Raw genomic sequence first — 16,837 nt, 5'->3', positions numbered from 1 at the left:
TCATTCGGTACGTGCCTCGCTTCACCGGACAGCGGCGGCTATCGGAGCACACGGCTGAAGCGCAAGGCCGAAACCCTCGGCCGACGAACCGGCGGTCGAATGTTCCCCCGCGAGTACCGCGGCGTCGCCTTCGTCGTCGGGCTGTTCCTCGTCGTCCAGGTGGGCGCGCTGGCGCTTGTCCCCGAGTTCGCCGAGAGCGGCTATCAGGCGGTCGAGAACCCCGAGAATCCGGTGAACAGCGTGGTGTACGTCGCCGCCATCGTCGCGATGACCGGGCTGATGCTGGCGGCGTTCCGGTACGACTTCGACTGGGCGATCCGCCTGCTGATCGTCGGCACCTCCGCGTGGCTCTCGTGGTACGTGTTCTCCGCGCTCGTCTCGCCGCTCGCGGCCGCCATTCCCGCGATCGCGGTCGCCGTCGGCCTGCTCGTCCACCCCGAGTGGTACGTGATCGACACCGCCGGGGTGTTGATGGGCGCGGGCGCGGCCGGGCTGTTCGGCATCTCCTTCGGGCTGCTGCCCGCGCTGATACTGCTCGCCGTCCTCGCCGTCTACGACGCGGTCTCCGTCTACGGCACCGAGCACATGCTGTCGCTCGCGGAGGGCGTGATGGACCTGAACATCCCCGTCGTGTTAGTGATCCCGCTGTCGGTGTCGTACTCGCTGCTCGACGGCGAGTCGGCTAGCGACGAGGCCGCGGGGGTCGGTGAGAAGGCGGAAGCGGCGGCGGAGACGGACGCCGAGCGCGCTTCCGCCGACGAGGGCGACGAGGACGCGGCCGACACGGAGTCCACCGACGGAGACAACGGGCCCGTCGAATCCACGGAGGGCGGCGACCGCGACGCCTTCTTCATCGGCCTCGGCGACGCCGTCATCCCGACGGTGCTGATAGCGAGCGCGGCGACGTTCTCGCCGGCGGCCGACCTCGCGGTCCCGCTCCTCGGCGTCAACCTCCCCGCGCTGCTCGCGATGGTCGGGACGCTCGCGGGGCTGCTCGTCCTCATGCGATGGGTGATACAGGGCCGCCCGCACGCGGGGCTGCCACTTTTAAATGGCGGCGCGATCGGCGGCTACCTGATCGGCTCGCTCGTCGCCGGCGTCCCGCTGATCGAGGCGCTGGGGCTCGCGGGCTTCTTTTAAATATATTCGGGCGTCCGATGATTTCTTTATAAACTGCTGACTGACGCAAACACCCCCGAAGCCCCAGCCGCTCGGCTGTACGACGATATTATTTATAAACCTCCGATCGCCACGAACACCACCGGAGCCCCAGCCGCTCGTTTATAAATGGCTGACTGTGGATCGACGGTGAACACCACCGAAGCCCCAGCCGCGAGGCAGGCGCACGCTCGCTGCGCGCTTCAGTCGCTCGCGTTGCTCGCTCCCTCCAGTGCTTACGTCGCCTGCGCCTGCCTCGCAACTGCCCCTTCGATTCCCACCCGACCGCACAGCACCGCAGCCTCACGCCTCCCCAGCCTCGTCAGTCGCCTCCGCTTCGCTCCGGCGACTGACTCCCTCGCGCGAGCGGTTCGCGCCGCGTTGCGGCGCTCACCGGCACGCGCCACCGCAGAGAAATCACCGCAGAGAAAAATTCGTTATTCGTTGTCTGCGGGGTTCCCGTCGCGCGTCTTCACGGCGACGCCGGAGCCGAGCTGCTCGGCCTCCGCGCCGGAGAGCTCGGCGCGGCCGACCCCGAATATCGCTCCGCCCTCGTCGACGACGAGGACCTCGTCGCCCGGGCGGATCCCCTCGTCGGCCGCGGTGACGAACTTCGCGAACGCGTTGCGCCCCTCGCGCACGAACGGCTCGCTCTCCTCGCCGACGACCATCCGGTGTCGCGGTTCGGGGAACGCCTCGGCGATCCGCTTCCCCCCCGCGAGCCCGAGCGTGAACCGGCCGTCGGTGCCGTACGAGACGAGCCGGTCCCCCTCGCTGCTGCCCGGCGTGTCGTCGACGTCGCCGTCGATCACCTGCCGCGGGCGGCCGCCGCTCGACCGGCGCACGGTGAGGGCGTCGTCCGGCGGGAACAGGGCGTCGCCCGCGCCGGCCCCGAACTGGTAGTCGGCGGCGGTCCGCAGGTCCGCGAGCGTGTCGGCGTCGGTCATGGCCGCGGTTCTCCGCGCGCGCTGAAAGCGATTGCGACACCGTCGGGCCGCGTGCGACACCGACCGGCCGCGGTGCGGTCGCTCGCGCCCGTCCGGCCTCGATATTCCCCCCTGCTCCCGCGCCCCCCGTTCGCGTCGCGGCCGTTCCCCTCAGCCGAGCGCGGGGTACGCCGCGGCGACGCCGTCGCCGTCGACGCGCCAGCGGTCGGCGATCTCCCGGTACGCGGCCGGGTCCGCGGCCGAGTCGTCCGGGACCGGTCCGGGCGACGACTCCCGCAGGGCCTCGGTCAGCACCTCCCGGTCGATCGAATCCGACCCGGCGGCCGTCCCCGCGAGCAGGTCGGCGAGCCGGTCGGCAGCCGAAACGACGGCCCGCGCGCCCTCGATCCGGTGAGCCAGATCGAGGGCCGCGGTCAGCCGGTCGGCCGCCGCGGCGGCGTCGCCGCGCTCGGCCTCCGCGGCGCCCAGCGCCGCCAACGCCTGCGCTTCGACCTGCGTGAACCCGCCCTCCCTCGCGGCGTCGACCGCGTCCGTCAGCGCCGCCGCAGCGGCGTCCCCGTCGCCGCGAGCGAGCGCCAGCCGCCCCCGGACGCGGTCCAGTTCGGCGAGGCGCTTCCGCCCCGCGTGGTCGTCGAGCAGCGACGCGGTCCGCTCGGTCCGCCGCTCCGCCTCCGGCGGGTCGCCGCGGTCGAGCGCCACCTCGGCGAGGATCGCGGTCACCATCGCGCACCGCGTGTCGGCGCCGAGGCGGTCGAGGCGGTCGAGCGCGGCCGTCAGGAACCGCTCCGCCCGGTCGAGGTCGCCGGCGAGGTGCGCCGCGCTGCCGAGGTGGCTCAGCGCGAACGCCTCGTACATGTCCGAGCCGATCCGCTCGGCGATGTCCCGCGCCTCGGACGCGCGGGCGACCGCCTCGCCGACGGCGCCGCGCTGCTCTGCGACCGCCGCGAGGTTCAAAAGCGAGATGGCCTCGCGGTGTTCGTCGCCGACCGTCCGGTAGCCGTCGAGCGCGCGTCTCGCCGTCCGCTCGGCCGCGTCGAGGTCGCCGCGCCGCCGCAGCGCGACCGCGAGGTTCGCCCGGACGTTCGCCTCCCCGTGCGTGTCGTCGTAAGCGCGGAACAGATCGCCGGCCACTCGGTAGTGGTCGAGGACGGCGTCGGTCCCGTCGAGCCCGTCGAGCGCGTTCCCGACGTCCATCAGCGCCTTCGCCCGCGCGATGGGGTCGCCGGTCCGCGCGGCGATGGCGTACGCTCGCGAACCCGCCTCGTAGGCCTCCTCGTAGTCGCCGTCGAAGTGCGCCGCCTGTGCCCGGCCCCGGACCGCCGCCGCGAGCCCGCCGCGGTCGCCCGCGGCCGCGAACAGCTCCTCGGCCCGCTCGTACCGCTCGCGCGCCGCGTCGTACTCGCCGCGCCGCCGCGCCACGTCGCCGTACCCGCGCTGCCGCTCGGCGGCGCCCGCCTCGTCGACCGGCCGCCACGCGTCCAGCGCCGCCGTCGCGCCGTCGAGGTCGCCGGCCTCGACGTACATCCGCGCCACCCACTCCGGCGGCCGGTCGCGCAGGTCGTCCGGGCACGCGTCCGGGAGGTCGATCCACGCGTACCGGACGCGCCCGTACAGCGGCGCGAGACGGGGGTAACGGCGCCCGACGCCGTACACCGCACGGACCGTCTCGGCCGCCCACGCGCCCGGGGCGCGCTCGATTCGGGCCACCGTCGGCGCGTCCCCGCCGACGGCGCGGCGGATCCGCGAGCGGCGCGCGGGGTCGTCCGCGAGCGCGAGCACCCGCGAGACGGCCCGCCCCACGCGTCTGGCGACGACCGGCGCCGGCTCCCGCTCGACGAGCCGCTCCAAGAACAGCACCGACCACTCGTCGTGGACCGCGCGGTACTCCCCGTCGCCCGAGCGAACGAGGGCCGTCCCGACGAGGCGGTCGAGCGCACGGCGAACGCCGTCGACGGTCGGCGACGGGTCGCGGTCCGCCCCCTCGGCGTCGGTCCCCGCTCCCCCGGTCTCCGATCCGGCGACCCCGTCCGGGCCGTCGACGAGCGCGTACGCCAGCGTGCGGACGTCGCCCACGCCGGCGACGTTGAGGAGGTTCACCAGCACCGCGACGTCCGCGGTCGGCGGCGGGCGGTTCCGGACCTCCCGGACCGCCTCCGCGACCGCCGCCTCCAGTCCGGACTCGGGGCCCGCGTCGTCGCGGCCGGCCGGGGCGTCGCTCGCGTCGGCCTCCGTCCCCGACGCGCCGCCGGCGCTCTCGCCCGCTTCGGCGACGACGCTCGCGCCGTCGCCGGTCGCGCGGACGAGGCGATGGACGAGCGCGAGCAGTTCGCCGACGCGCTCGTCGTCGGCGCGCCGCACGTCGTCGAGCAGCGCCGCCGGATCGGCCGCCGGCGCGGACCCCGTACAGTCGGCGACGTGGTCGACGAACCGCTCCACCTCGCGCCCGTCGAGCCGCGGCATCCGCGCGGTCGCTATCTCCCGGCGGTAGCGGAGGTCGGCGGGCGAGAGCGGCAGTCCGTCGGGGTCGTCGTACGGCTCCTCGCGGGCGTCGAACAGGAAGGACACGTCGTCGCGGTCGGCCAGTTCGCGGGCGACGCCGAACGCCTCCGCGACCCCCGGATCGACGGCGTCCTCCACGACGACGAGGTGGTGGCCGTCGCCCTCGGTGACGCGCTCGCGGAGCCGCTCCGTCGCCGAAAACGGGTCGCCGCCGTCGCCCGGTCGGTACGTCACCGGGCCGCGTCCCGACCGGTACCACTCGACCGCGACGCTCCGGCAGACGGTGCTCTTCCCGCTCCCCGGCGGGCCGACCAGCGCGTGGTCCGTCCCCTCGGCGAGTCCGTCGACGAGCAGCCCGGCGATCGAGCGTCGGTCGCCGTCGCGCACCGTCGTCCTGTCGAGGACGTACCCCGCGTCGACCTCCGGGAACGACGCCGTGGCGCGGAGCGGTCCGTACGGGTCCGGGTCGCCGGAGAGTCGCTCCTCGTCGACCGCGTGGAACCCCTGCGCCGAGAGCGCGCTCCGACCGCCGCCGCCGCCCGAACCGATCCGCCCGAAGAGCTCGCCCGCGGCGCTCGATCCCCTCCCGGCCGCCTCGCCGTCGCGACCCGCTCGGTCGGACGCGTCCGCGTCGCCCTCCGTGCGCTTCGTCTCGGAGCGGTCCATCGCCGCGAGCGCCTCGTCCGCGTCGCGCCCGCGCTCGACCAGCTCGCGCACCTCCGTCTCCGCCCACGCGACCGCCTCCGGTTCGGTCGACGCCGCCGCGCCGCGGAGCGTCCCGTCGTCGTCGAAGGTGAGGAGCAGCGCGGTCCCGTCGGCCGCGACGACCCCCGCGTCGACGGCGTCGACGGCGGCGACCCGGCAGCCGTCCCGGCGTGCGACTGCGCCGAGGTCGTCCGCGAAGCGCTCGGCCGCGTGCCGGTACGCGCGGTCCGCCAGCGCCAGGTCGACGGTCCCTCCCCCGGCGGCCGCGTGCCGGAGCCGCTCCGCGACCCGGGGGTAGGGGAACGCGGGCAGCGCGGCGGCGACCGCGTCCGCGTCGGCGAGCGCCTCGTCGAGGACCTCCAGCGGTCGGTAGGGGTCGGGGGCCGCGGCCCGGTACGTCTCCGCCTCGCGGAGGATCGCCGGGTCGACGTCGGCGTCCGGGCCGAGCGGGTCGAGCACGTCGCCGGCGGCCGCGAGGTCGTCGGCGATCGTCAGGAACTCGCGGTACTCGCCCGCGAGGAGCCGCCCCGAGAGCGTCGTCCGGTAGCCGTCGGTCTCGCCGGTGACGAGCCCCGCGGCCTCCAGCTCGTCTATCGCGCGGTTCACCGTCGACCGGGAGTGGCCGAGCGCGTCGACGAGCTCGTGTTTGCGAAGCGGTCCCGCGGTGAGCCGTTCGAGGAAGTCGAGGCGACGCTCGACGACGCCCACGAGTTCCGACGGCTCCGTCATACGTCCGTCCGCACCGCCCCGACCGACATAACTATTTCCTCAGTGACGACTCTCGCGCGCGGTGACACAGTGTTCCACGGGGTGAGAATAAACCGGATACCGACGCAGTTGGATCCATGGACGGGGACCGAGCGGGCGACGGCGACGGGCCGGGCACGGCGGCCGGGCTCGGCGAGGGCGAATCGACCGGACGAAACGGAGCGGCTGCGGCCGAGGGCGACGAAGCGACGCCGGAGGCGGAGGTGGACGCGACCGCCGACCGAGCCGATACCGACCCCGCGGCGGAGGGGAACTCGCGCGAACCGGCCGCCGGCCGGTCCGCGACGAGCGCCGCGGACCAGCCGAGCCGCGCGTCGCGGGCCGTCGCGACCGCGCGGACGGCGGCGGACGAACTGGCGGCGTGGGACCCCGACGACGTCGACGCCCTCGTCCGGTCGGTCGGCGAGCGGCTGGCCGACAGGGAGACGGTCAGCCGCCTCGCGCGGTCGGCGGCCAACGAGACCGGGCGGGGGCACCCGGGAACGAAGGCCGAGAAGGCGGCGACCGCGCTCGACGCCGCCCGGCGGACGCTGCGGGACGCGCCGACCGCCGGCGTGGTCGACCGCGACGGGGCGGCGGGCACGGTGACTGTCGCCGGGCCGACGGGCGTCGTCGGCGCGGCGGTCCCCGCGACGCACGCGGTGGTGATGCCCGCAGTCCTCTCGCTGTACGGGCTCGCCGCCCGGAACGCGGTCGTCTTTGCGCCCTCGCCGTCGACCGTGGAGACGTGTGACGTCGTCGTCGAGACCGTCCGCCGCGCGCTCGCCGACGCGGGCGCGCCGACCGGCGCGGTGTCGATGCTGCCCGCGCCGGCGGCGAAGCCCGAGACCGACGCGCTGTTCGAGCGGGCCGACCTCGTCGTCGCGGCCGGCTCCGAGGCGACGGTCGCCGCGGGGCAGCGCTGCGGGACGCCGAACGTCGCCACCAGCGCCGACGGCGTCGTCTCCGTCGCGGACGGCTCGGTCCCGGCCGAGGCCGTGGCGACGCGGGTGGCGGTCGGGGCGACCTACGACTTCGGCGCCCACCCCGCGGGCGACGCCGCGGTCGTCACGGTGTCCCCGGCGGTCGACCGGCTGCGTTCCGCGCTCGAATCGGAGGGCGGGTACGTCCTCGACGCGGCCGAGCGCGACCGGCTCCGCGCGCTCCTCGACGAGGACGAAACGGACGAAAACGCCGAGGCGGACCCCCGCGGGAACTCGCCGCGCTGGCTGGCGGCCGCGCTCGACCTCCCGAGCGCGGCCCGCGAGGCGGCGTTCCTCGTCGCCGAGCCCGACGGCGCCGACGACCGGCTCGCCGCGCTGCCGGGGATCCCCGCGGTCGCGGTCCACGGGCGGAGCGGGTTCGACGCCGCGACCGCGCTCGCGGCCGAGATCGGCTCGCCCCACGCCGCGGCGGTCCACACCACCCAACAGCGCCGCGCCCGCAGGGTCGCGGAGCGCCTCGCTCCCGGCCGGTTGGTCGTCAATCAGCCGGGGATCGCGGCGACGGGCGCGCGTTCGAACGGGTTCGAGGCGGCGCCGGTGCTGGGCGGCGGGACCGCCGAGGGGAGCCAGCTCTGTGGGGGGCTCACGCCGGGCCGCCTCGCGCAGACGACGACCGTCGCCGCGACGAGCGTCGTCGACGAGGAGCCCCACCGGAACGGCGCGGGCGACACGCTTCGGGGTCCCTGAATCTGGACGTTCGGGCCCGAACCCGAGCGATCAGAGTTCGATCCGGTCGACGATCGAGCCGTTCCCGTCGTTCCCGTCGCTGTGGGTGTTGATCGCGACGGTGCGGATCCGGTCTTCGAGCAGCGACCCCTCGATCTTCGCCTTCAGCAGCGAGTCGACCTGGTAGACGCCGGCGGCGTTGTTCATCCGGATCACGACCTGAACCGGCGTCTCGTCGCCCTCGCGGAGCGAGACGCGCTCTATCGCCTGCGAGGAGACGGTGTTGATCCCGCGGCCGCCCTCCTCGTAGGGGACGCGCGAGCGCCCGCGTTCCATGTCGAGGCCGTCCGCGATCCGGACGACGCCGGCCTCCAGCGTGAGCGGCTGCTCCTCCGTGTGATGGCATAAGATCGCGTGGAGCACCTCGGCCTTGATCCGGACCTGATCGGCCACGCCGTAGAAGGAGGGCAGCAGGTCGTCCAGGAGGTCCGCCGCCAGGGGGATCGAGTAGTACGGGTGGTCGTGGCGGTGGACGACGTGGCCGATGTCGTGGAGCGTCGCGGCCAGCGCGACGATCACCGGCTCGTCGGCCTCCTCTAACCCCTGCTGGCGGGCGCCGTTGAACTCGACGCCGCCGGACTTGAGCAGGTCGTACAGCCGGAGCGCGCGGTCGCGGACGATCTCGACGTGCTTGGACCCGTGGTCGTTGTACCCCTTCCGCGCGACCGGGTTGACGTTCTGCGCCTCCAGGTAGGCGACGACCTCCTCGTCGGATTCGAGCCGCGCGAGGACTTCGTTGAGCCGCTCGTCGGGAAACGCGTGGTCGGCGTCCGGGTCGTACTCGTGGCGGCCGGCGTCGGTGTCGGCACCGAGGTCGACGTCCGCGTCCTCGACCGCTCCCGCGGTCGGGTCGGGCGCGTCTTCCGCGGTCGGGTCGGGGACTTCATCGTCGTCCGTCGGATCGGGCGCGTCGTCGGCAGGGTCGCTCATGCGTCCTCCAGAGTCGCCCGCCCGGGATAAATGTGCGAGCCGCGCGGTTCCGGTGTCCGGACCGCCGCGGTCTCGTCGGCCGAACCGCGACGGAGCCTGCCGGCGCCCCGACCGCTTATCCGGCCGCCCGCTGTGGCATCGCGCATGGCGTTCGATCCCGACCGCGTCTCGACGGTGACGTTCGACTCGTACAGCACGCTCGTGGACGTGGAGGCCGCCGAGGCGGCGCTCGCGGACCGAGTCGCGGACCCCGAGCCGGTGTCGCGGCTCTGGCGGTCGCGGTCGCTGGCGTACACGTTCGTGGCGAACGCGGTCGACGCGTACCAGCCGTTCTACGAGATGAACCGCGACGCGCTGACGTACGCGCTCGACGCGCACGGCGTCGAACTCCCGGACGCGGAGCGCGACGAGATCCTCGCGGTGTACCACGAGCTGGAGGTGTTCGACGACGTGCGCGACGCGATCGGTCGGCTCCGCGACGCCGGGTACGACTGTTACGTCCTCTCGAACGGCGACCCCGAGATGCTCGCCTCGCTCGTCGACCACGCCGACATCGCGGACCTCGTCGAGGACGCGATCAGCGCCGACGAGGTGGAGACGTTCAAGCCGGCCGCCGAGCTCTACCGCCACGGCGCGGCCCGGACCGGGACGCCGGTCGACGAGGTGGTCCACGCGACCGCCGGCTGGTTCGACGTGTTGGGCGCGCGCCACGCCGGGATGCAGGCCGCGTGGGTCGACCGGAAGGGGACGCCGTGGGAGCCGTTCGGCGGCGACCCGGACCTCACGGTCGAGACGCTCCACGAGCTCGCGGACCGGCTCGGGGCGTGACTGCGCCGCACACGCGAGGACCCCGCGTGGCGGCCCGGCGACCGATCGCCGCGGCAGTTTCGACCCGAGGCACAACGTATAAGCGCGCGTCGGTTCCATATGCCGGTGTGATTCGCTCCGCGTCCGCACGCGGCCAGCAGTCGACGCCAGCGACGCGGCTCTTCTCGAAAAAACGCGCGTGAACCGTCCGCCGGCGGGAGTGGCGACCCCGTCCCGGACGACCCTCGACTCGCGCGCATCGGCCCGTTCACCGACCCGAACCCACCGCAGCACCCATGACGGACACCACCACCACGACCCCATACACGACGGAACAGCCAGACGGCGACGCGACCGACGCCCCCTTCGAGGGCGTCTACCCGGCGATGACGACCCCGTTCACCGACGACGGCGCGGTCGACCACGACCAGCTCGCCGACAACGCCCGCTACCTCGAACGCGCCGGCGTCGACGGCGTCGTCCCCGTCGGCTCGACGGGCGAGTCGGCCACGATGAGCCACGACGAACACGTCGCGGTGATCGAGACGGTCCGCGACGCCTTGGACGACATCCCCGTCATCGCGGGCACCGGCTCGAACAACACCGCGGAGGCGCTGTCGCTGTCGCGGCGCGCGGCCGACGCCGGCGCCGACGGCCTGCTGCTCATCTCGCCGTACTACAACAAGCCCGAGCCCGCCGGCTTCCTCGAACACTATCGGACCATCGCCGACGAGGTCGACCTCCCGCAGATCGTCTACAACGTGCCGAGCCGCACGGGGCAGTCGATCCCGGTCGACGTCACCGTCGAGCTCGCCGAACACCCGAACATCCGAGGGTACAAGGCGGCCTCCGGCGACCTGAACCTGATAAGCGAGGTGATCGAGCGCACCCGAGAGGAGTCGTTCGCGGTGCTGTCGGGCGACGACGGCCTCACGCTGCCGGTCCTCTCGATCGGCGGGACGGGGACGATCAGCGTGGTCGCCAACGTCGAGCCCGAGCGGACCTGCGCGATGGTCGGCGCCGCGCTCTCGGGCGACTACGGTCGCGCGCGGACGCTCCACCACGAGCTGTCGCCGCTCGTCCGCGAGCTGTTCGCCGAGACGAACCCGATCCCGGTGAAGGAGGCGATGCACATCCGCGGGCGCGGCGGGCCCCGCGTCCGGTCGCCGCTCTCGCGGCTCTCCGAGGAGCGACGCGACGCGCTCCGCGAGCTGCTGGCCGCGTACGACGAGCGCGCGGCGGGGGCGCTCGACCCGACGGATCTCGGCTCGGCGGCGACGGAGGGCGCCGAATGAGCGACGCGAGCGACTCGGCCGACGCCGACCTCCGGATCGCCGTCACCGGCGCGGGCGGCCGCATGGGCCGCGAAGTGATCGAGGCCGCGGCCGACCGCGAGGGCGTCGCCGTCGCGGTCGCGGTCAACCGCACCGCGACCGACCCCGTGGCGGGCGTCCCGGTCGCCGACGCCGACGACCTCGACGACCTGCTCGCGAGCGAGGACCCGGACGTCCTCGTCGACTTCACCGGCCCCGAGTCGGCGGTCGCGTACGCCGAGGCGTGCGCCGACGCGGGCGTCGCGCTCGTCACCGGGACGACCGGCTTCGCGGAGTCGCAGATCGACAGTCTCCGGGCCGCGAGCGAGGCGGTGCCCGTGCTCAAGGCGTCGAACTTCGCGCGCGGCGTGGCCGCGCTGCGCCGGGCGGTCCGCGAGGCCGCCGCGGCGCTCCCCGGCTACGACGTGGAGCTGACGGAGACGCACCACAACGCGAAGCGCGACGCCCCCTCGGGCACCGCAAAGTCGATCCTCGACGACGTGGAGGACGCCCGCGACGACCTCGACGAGCGCGTCCACGGCCGCGAGGGCGACGCCCCCCGGAGCCCGGGCGAGGTCGGCGTCCACGCCCGCCGCGCGGGCGACGTGACCGGCGAGCACGAGGTCCTGCTGGCCGGAAACCGCGAGACGCTCGAACTCACGCACCGCGCCGGCGACCGCGGGGTGTTCGCCGAGGGCGCGCTCGACGCCGCCGCGTGGCTCGCCGGCCGCGATCCGGGCTGGTACGGGTTCGGCGACGTGTTGGACGGCGACGAGGCCCGGGACGGCGATGAATAACTGCGGGGAATCAGTATATCGACGAGTAAATACCGACACTCATCCATACACTACCCAATGAGCCTCGAAGCCGACGTAGCCGACCTCTGGAACCGCTATCAGGACGGACTGACCGCCGCGGACGCGACCGACGCCGACGCGGCCGTCGTCGACGAGTTCCTCGCCGCCTTAGAGGCCGGCGAAGTCCGCGCCGCCGAGAAGACCGGCGACGACGTCACCTCGTGGGAGGCCAACGAGTGGGTCAAGCGGGGCATCCTGCTCAACTTCGGCCTGCGCGAGACCGAGGCGCGCGAGTACGGCGGCGTCACCTACCACGACGTGCTCCCGCTGCGCGACACCGACGACCTCGCGGAGCGCGGCACCCGGAACACGCCGGACGGGACCGCGATCCGCCGCGGCGCGTACCTCGGCAGCGACTGTATCATGATGAGTCCCTCGTTCGTCAACATGGGCGCGTACGTTGGCGACGGCACCCTCGTCGACTCCTGTGACACCGTCGGCTCCTGCGCGCAGCTCGGCGAGAACGTCAAGCTCGGCGCCAACACGCTGATCGGCGGCGTCCTCGAACCCGTCGAGGACGCGCCCGTGATCGTCGAGGACGGCGTCTCGCTCGGCGCCGGCTGCCGGGTCACGTCGGGCTTCCGCGTCGGCGAGAACTCGATCGTCGGCGAGAACACGCTCCTGACGCCGCGGATTCCGGTCTACGACCTCGTCGAGGAGGAAGTGATCTACGGCCACCTCCCGGCCGAGCGCCGCGCGTTCACCCGGATGGTCGAGTCGTCCGTCGGCGACCACGAACTCTTCGAGGGCGGCGCGTACAAGCCCGCCGTCGTGGCGACGCACGTCGAGGAGGACACCCTCGAAGCGACGCGGCGGGAGGACGCGCTCCGCGAATGAGCGACCGCGACGCGGGCGCAGCGGCCGCGCTGGAAAATCCACCGGCCCGCCGCGTGAGCGACTGGGACGCCGAGCGCCTCCGCGGGCTCGCGGACGCCCACGAGACCCCCCTGTACGTCCAGGACCTCGACCGCGTCCGCGAGAACTGCGAACGGTTGCTCGCGGCGTTCCCCGACGCGGACGTGCGGTACGCCGTAAAGGCGCACACCGGGCGACGCGTCCTCGAATCGGTCCGCGACGCCGGCCTCGACGCCGAGTGCGCCTCGGCGGGCGAGGTAGACCGCGCGCTCGCGGCCGGCTTCGACGGTTCGCGGCTCCACTACACCGCGGTCAACCCGCCCGCCCGCGACCTCGACTACGTCGTCGGCGTCGCCGAGGCGGAACCGGAGCTCACGGTCACCGTCGGCGCGGTCGACACCCTCGACCGCCTCGCGGAGCGCGGCTACGACGGCCGGGTCTGCGTCCGCGTGAACCCCGGCGTCGGCGCGGGCCACCACGAGAAGGTCACCACCGGGGGCGCCGCGAAGTTCGGGATCCCGTACGACCGCGCCGCCGAGGCGGCCCGAGCGGCGGCCGAGCGGTTCGACGTGGTCGGGATCCACGCCCACGCCGGCTCCGGCATCGACCCGGACCAGCTGGACAGCCACCGCGAGCTCGTCGCGCGAATGGGGGAGCTGGCCCGCGACCTCGCGGACCCGGACGGCGAGGACTCCGACGCGGCCGCGGACGTCGCCCCCGTCGACCTCGAATACGTCGACGTCGGCGGCGGGTTCGGCGTCCCCTACGAGGAGGACGCCCCGGCGCTCGACCTGTCGGCCGTCGCCGACGCGACGCGCGAGGCGGTCGCGCCGCTGCCAGCGGGCGTCGACCTCGCGATCGAACCCGGACGCTACGTCGTCGCCGACGCGGGCGTCCTCCTGACGCGGGTGAACACCGTGAAGGAGACGCCGGACGAGACGGTCGTCGGCGTCGACGCGGGGATGACGGACCTCCTCCGCCCGGCGATGTACGACGCCTACCACCCGGTCCGCAACCTCGGCGGCGGGCGGGAGCGCGACGGGAGCGACGCCCCGGCCCCCGACGACCGGCCGGCAACCCCTGTCACCGTCGCCGGACCTATCTGTGAGACCGGCGATACCCTCTGTAGAGACCGAGCGCTCGCCGACCCGAACCGCGGGGACCTCCTCGCGGTCGGCGTCGCGGGCGCGTACGGATACGAGATGGCGAGCCAATACAACTCACGACCGCGGCCCGCGGAGGTCGCGCTCGACGACGGAACCGCGGCGGTCGCCCGACGCAGAGAGACGATCGGCGACCTGACGACGGTCGAGCGGGAGGCGGGTCGCGGCCGAACCGACCGACCGGAGGGCGACCGATGAGTACCCACGCCGTCCCGGTCGAGAAGTACCACGGCACGGGCAACGACTTCCTCGTCGTCGACGCGGCCGCCGAGAACGTCGGCGACCGCGCGGCGTTCGCGCGGGCGCACTGCGACCGGGAGACGGGCGTCGACGGGCGTGACTTCGGCGTCGACGCCGCCGCGGACCGCGCCGCGCCCGCCGACGCCGCGGACCGTGCCGCGCCCGCCGCCGCCGCGGACCGCGCCGCGCCCGCCGACTCCCGGGACGCGGGCGGGCGACGCGGTGCCGACGGCGTCCTCTTTGTAAGCGTCGAGGAGCGGTTCGACCCGACCCGCGTCGTGATGACGCTGGTCCAGCCGGACGGCTCCACCGCGACGATGTGCGGCAACGGCGCCCGCGTCGTCGCGCGGTGGGCCCACGACCGGACCGGCGACCGCGAGTTCATGATCGACACGCAGGCCGGCACCCGCCGGGCGACCGTGAGCGCGGACGGGAGCGCCGCCACCATCGAGATGGGCGAGCCGACGTTCGACCCCCGGCGCGTCCCGGTCGCCCGCGAGGGCGCGCTCGCGGACGAACCGCTGGTCGACGAACCCGTGGAAGGGCTGACCGTCACCGCGGTCAACACCGGCGTCCCGCACGCGGTGGCGTTCGTCGACGGCGGCCGCGAAGATCCCGACGGCATCGACGCGGTCGACCTCGACGCGGTCGCGCCGCCGGTCCGCCACGCCGACGTCTTCCCCGAGGGCGCGAACGTGAACCTCGCGGCGGTCGTCGACGACGGCTCCGGGGACGGGCCCGCGGTCCTCGACCAGCGAACCTTCGAGCGCGGCGTCGAGGGCGAGACGCGCTCCTGTGGCACCGGCGCGGTCGCGGTCGTCGCGGCGGCCCGCCGGCTGGAACTGATCGACGGCGACGAGGCGGTGAGCCGCCCGCCCGGCGGGGAACTGGCGATCACCGTTCCCGACCGCGGCCACGCCACGCTGACCGGCCCCGTCGCCCACGAGTTCCCGGGGACGCTCCCCGCAGACCCGCGATGACCGGGGAGAGCGAACCCGACCCGGGGCGCGGCTCCGACTTCGACCCCGTCTCCTTCCTCGACGACGCGGTCCGGATCCCCTCCCACGAGTCGGTCGACGAGATGCGCGAGTTCGTCGTCGAGACCCTCGCCGACCGCGGCGCCGACCCCGGGGTCGTCGCCGACGGCTGCGTCCTCGCGGAGAAGCGCTCGCCGGCGCCCGAGGCGGGGCCGCACCTCGTGTTGAACACCCACCTCGACACGGTGACGCCGCACGTCCCGTTCGAGCGGGGCGCGGCGACCGAGGACGAGCGGGGAACCTCGGCGTCGACCGTCGACGGCCCGGAGGAAGTGATCCGCGGACGCGGCGCCTGCGACGCGAAGGGGCCGCTCGCGGCGCTGCTGTCGGGATTCCTCACCGCCGACCCCGACCGCGGGCGGCTCACGCTCGTGCTCACCCCCGACGAGGAGGAGCTCTCGCTCGGCGCGGCGGCGCTGACGGGGCGGCTCCCGGGGACGGAGGACCGGCTCGACGGCGACCTGTACCTGGTCGGAGAGCCGACCGGCCTCGACGCGTGTACCGCGGCGAAGGGGCGGTTTCAGGCGACGGTGGAGCTGTCGGGGACCGCCGCGCACGCCGCGGAGTTCGCCGGCGCGAACGCGGTCGCGGCCGCCGAGGACGCGCTCGGGGCGATCCGGACGTTCGACGACGGGGGCGACGCCCACCCGCAGCTGGGCCCGCCGAAGCTCACGCCCACCGTCATCGAGGGCGGCGCGGCGACGAACCAGGTGCCGGCGGACTGCGCGATCACCGTCGACCGGCGGAGCGTCCCGCCGGAGACGGCCGAGGGGTTCCGGTCGTCGCTCGCGGACGCGGTGCGGGCGTCGCTCTCCGGCGGCACGGACGACGTCGGCGACGTCGGCGAGGGTCGCGACGGCGTCGACGGCGCTGTCTCGCTCACCGACCGCGAGTCGCCGTTCCTGGAGGCGTTCGCGACGGACCCTGACCACGAACTCGTCCGGACCGTGGCGGCCGCGGCGCGCGAGGCGGGTGACGCGGTCGGCCTTCCGGGCGGACGCGGCGGCGACGCCCGCCCGTTCGGCGCCGCGACGGAGGCCTCCTACTTCGCACCGGCGCCGACGGTCGTCTTCGGACCCGGCGACCTCGCCGACGAGGCGGGCGCGGTCGCGCACGCCGAGCGGGAGTACGTGCGGGTGCGCGAGGTCGAGGCGGCCGCGACGGCGGTCGAGCGAACCGTCGCTTCGCTGCTCGGCGACGAGTAGCGGGACGCCGCAGACGCGCGACCGACTACAGCAGGAAGGTGTCCTCCTCCTCGGCGAGGTCGACGAAGTCGTCGGCGGCCTCGATCAGCTCGTCGGCGGCCGAGTTGCCGAACCCCATCGCCTCCACGCGGACCCCCTCGTGGCGGAGGTGCGAGCAGAGCCGGGCGAAGTCGCCGTCGCCGGTGCAGAGGACGACGGTGTCGACGTGGCTCGCCAAGGAGACGGCGTCGAGGCTCATCCCGAGGTCCCAGTCGGCCTTCTTCGAGCCGTCGGCGAACGTCTTGATCTCCTTGATCTTCGTCTCGAAGCCGATGTCGCGGAGCGCCTCGAAGAAGCTCTCCTCCTCGGGCGAGTCGGCGCGGATCACGTACGCGATGGCGCGGACGAGCGACCGGTCCGCGACGGCCTCGTCGAGCAGGCCGGAGTAGTCGATGTTCCGCGAGTAGACGCTCTGCGCGGAGTGGTACAGGTTCTGCGAGTCCGCCAGCACGGCGACGCGCTGGTCCGGGTGAATCTCGCTCATGCGTCCCCCTTCACCCCCCGCCGTTAGGGGCTTTGGGATCCGCGCGACCGCGATTACGGTGTTTGCCGCGGCCGTGGTAGCCGCGACGACCACCATGGTTTATGTCAGGCGCTGGTGACCG

The 16,837-nt window shown here is 74.3% G+C and carries 13 protein-coding genes; 9 read left to right on the top strand and 4 right to left on the bottom strand.

Annotation, left to right across the window (positions count from 1 at the left end; translation table 11 throughout):
• The first annotated feature begins 99 nt into the window (after positions 1-99).
• On the top strand, positions 100-1,140 hold the full coding sequence (locus AC4NMM_RS00930; protein WP_096393593.1) for a presenilin family intramembrane aspartyl protease PSH: 1,041 nt from the start codon (positions 100-102) through the stop codon (positions 1,138-1,140).
• A 455-nt stretch (positions 1,141-1,595) separates the two neighbouring features.
• On the opposite strand, the gene AC4NMM_RS00925 is transcribed toward AC4NMM_RS00930, so the two are convergent.
• Together AC4NMM_RS00925 and AC4NMM_RS00920 are read right to left on the bottom strand one after the other, a co-directional pair.
• Entirely contained in the window at positions 1,596-2,105 is a 510-nt protein-coding gene (locus AC4NMM_RS00925; RefSeq protein WP_491923307.1) for a PUA domain-containing protein, read from the bottom strand.
• Positions 2,106-2,255: 150 nt separating this feature from the next.
• Positions 2,256-6,038 carry a tetratricopeptide repeat protein gene (locus AC4NMM_RS00920; protein WP_491923306.1) on the bottom strand — a complete coding sequence of 1,261 codons (3,783 nt, stop codon included), beginning with the start codon at positions 6,036-6,038 and terminating at the stop codon, positions 2,256-2,258.
• 116 nt (positions 6,039-6,154) lie between these two features.
• Here AC4NMM_RS00920 and AC4NMM_RS00915 point away from each other — a divergent pair, with 116 nt between their 5' ends.
• The gene (locus tag AC4NMM_RS00915; protein ID WP_491923305.1) at positions 6,155-7,747 is read left to right on the top strand and encodes an aldehyde dehydrogenase family protein; all 1,593 of its coding nucleotides are present in this window, start codon (positions 6,155-6,157) and stop codon (positions 7,745-7,747) included.
• A 30-nt stretch (positions 7,748-7,777) separates the two neighbouring features.
• On the opposite strand, the gene AC4NMM_RS00910 is transcribed toward AC4NMM_RS00915, so the two are convergent.
• Positions 7,778-8,716 carry an HD domain-containing protein gene (locus tag AC4NMM_RS00910; RefSeq protein ID WP_491923304.1) on the bottom strand — a complete coding sequence of 313 codons (939 nt, stop codon included), beginning with the start codon at positions 8,714-8,716 and terminating at the stop codon, positions 7,778-7,780.
• 144 nt (positions 8,717-8,860) lie between these two features.
• Between AC4NMM_RS00910 and AC4NMM_RS00905 the strand changes: the two genes are divergently transcribed.
• The 7 genes from AC4NMM_RS00905 (at position 8,861) to AC4NMM_RS00875 (ending at position 16,193) form a co-directional block, all read left to right on the top strand.
• On the top strand, positions 8,861-9,544 hold the full coding sequence (locus AC4NMM_RS00905; RefSeq protein ID WP_491923303.1) for a haloacid dehalogenase type II: 684 nt from the start codon (positions 8,861-8,863) through the stop codon (positions 9,542-9,544).
• Between the two features lie 275 nt (positions 9,545-9,819).
• Positions 9,820-10,818, top strand: a complete 999-nt coding sequence (dapA, locus tag AC4NMM_RS00900) for a 4-hydroxy-tetrahydrodipicolinate synthase (protein ID WP_096393599.1) — start codon at positions 9,820-9,822, stop codon at positions 10,816-10,818.
• The gene (gene dapB / locus AC4NMM_RS00895; RefSeq protein ID WP_491923302.1) at positions 10,815-11,633 is read left to right on the top strand and encodes a 4-hydroxy-tetrahydrodipicolinate reductase; all 819 of its coding nucleotides are present in this window, start codon (positions 10,815-10,817) and stop codon (positions 11,631-11,633) included. Before dapA ends, dapB begins: the two co-directional genes overlap by 4 nt.
• 57 nt (positions 11,634-11,690) lie before the next feature.
• Entirely contained in the window at positions 11,691-12,530 is an 840-nt protein-coding gene (locus AC4NMM_RS00890) for a 2,3,4,5-tetrahydropyridine-2,6-dicarboxylate N-succinyltransferase (RefSeq protein WP_491923301.1), read from the top strand.
• Positions 12,527-13,909: a diaminopimelate decarboxylase gene (gene lysA, locus AC4NMM_RS00885; RefSeq protein WP_491923300.1), complete on the top strand. Its 1,383-nt coding sequence runs from the start codon at positions 12,527-12,529 to the stop codon at positions 13,907-13,909. Before AC4NMM_RS00890 ends, lysA begins: the two co-directional genes overlap by 4 nt.
• Positions 13,906-14,931 carry a diaminopimelate epimerase gene (dapF, locus tag AC4NMM_RS00880; protein WP_491923299.1) on the top strand — a complete coding sequence of 342 codons (1,026 nt, stop codon included), beginning with the start codon at positions 13,906-13,908 and terminating at the stop codon, positions 14,929-14,931. The genes lysA and dapF overlap by 4 nt, the downstream gene beginning before the upstream one ends.
• Complete coding sequence (locus AC4NMM_RS00875) at positions 14,928-16,193, top strand: M20/M25/M40 family metallo-hydrolase (protein ID WP_491923298.1); 1,266 nt, start codon at positions 14,928-14,930, stop codon at positions 16,191-16,193. The genes dapF and AC4NMM_RS00875 overlap by 4 nt, the downstream gene beginning before the upstream one ends.
• Positions 16,194-16,218: 25 nt before the next feature.
• Here AC4NMM_RS00875 and AC4NMM_RS00870 read toward each other — a convergent pair whose 3' ends face one another.
• Positions 16,219-16,716 carry a LabA-like NYN domain-containing protein gene (locus tag AC4NMM_RS00870; protein ID WP_096393605.1) on the bottom strand — a complete coding sequence of 166 codons (498 nt, stop codon included), beginning with the start codon at positions 16,714-16,716 and terminating at the stop codon, positions 16,219-16,221.
• Positions 16,717-16,837 lie beyond the last annotated feature (121 nt).

The organism is Halorubrum sp. SD41, assembly GCF_058630335.1.
Note: the sequence above shows the minus strand (reverse complement) of the source record. Positions and strands in the feature narration are given on the sequence as shown.

Excerpts from the sequence above, each read along its gene's own strand:
- dapB (WP_491923302.1), top strand. The coding sequence starts at position 10,815 with ATGAGCGACGCGAGCGACTCGGCCGACGCCGACCTCCGGATCGCCGTC.
- dapA (WP_096393599.1), top strand. The coding sequence starts at position 9,820 with ATGACGGACACCACCACCACGACCCCATACACGACGGAACAGCCAGAC.
- AC4NMM_RS00905 (WP_491923303.1), top strand. The coding sequence starts at position 8,861 with ATGGCGTTCGATCCCGACCGCGTCTCGACGGTGACGTTCGACTCGTAC.
- AC4NMM_RS00870 (WP_096393605.1), bottom strand. The coding sequence starts at position 16,716 with ATGAGCGAGATTCACCCGGACCAGCGCGTCGCCGTGCTGGCGGACTCG.
- dapF (WP_491923299.1), top strand. The coding sequence starts at position 13,906 with ATGAGTACCCACGCCGTCCCGGTCGAGAAGTACCACGGCACGGGCAAC.
- lysA (WP_491923300.1), top strand. The coding sequence starts at position 12,527 with ATGAGCGACCGCGACGCGGGCGCAGCGGCCGCGCTGGAAAATCCACCG.
- AC4NMM_RS00910 (WP_491923304.1), bottom strand. The coding sequence starts at position 8,716 with ATGAGCGACCCTGCCGACGACGCGCCCGATCCGACGGACGACGATGAA.
- AC4NMM_RS00920 (WP_491923306.1), bottom strand. The coding sequence starts at position 6,038 with ATGACGGAGCCGTCGGAACTCGTGGGCGTCGTCGAGCGTCGCCTCGAC.
- AC4NMM_RS00925 (WP_491923307.1), bottom strand. The coding sequence starts at position 2,105 with ATGACCGACGCCGACACGCTCGCGGACCTGCGGACCGCCGCCGACTAC.
- AC4NMM_RS00890 (WP_491923301.1), top strand. The coding sequence starts at position 11,691 with ATGAGCCTCGAAGCCGACGTAGCCGACCTCTGGAACCGCTATCAGGAC.
- AC4NMM_RS00875 (WP_491923298.1), top strand. The coding sequence starts at position 14,928 with ATGACCGGGGAGAGCGAACCCGACCCGGGGCGCGGCTCCGACTTCGAC.
- AC4NMM_RS00930 (WP_096393593.1), top strand. The coding sequence starts at position 100 with ATGTTCCCCCGCGAGTACCGCGGCGTCGCCTTCGTCGTCGGGCTGTTC.
- AC4NMM_RS00915 (WP_491923305.1), top strand. The coding sequence starts at position 6,155 with ATGGACGGGGACCGAGCGGGCGACGGCGACGGGCCGGGCACGGCGGCC.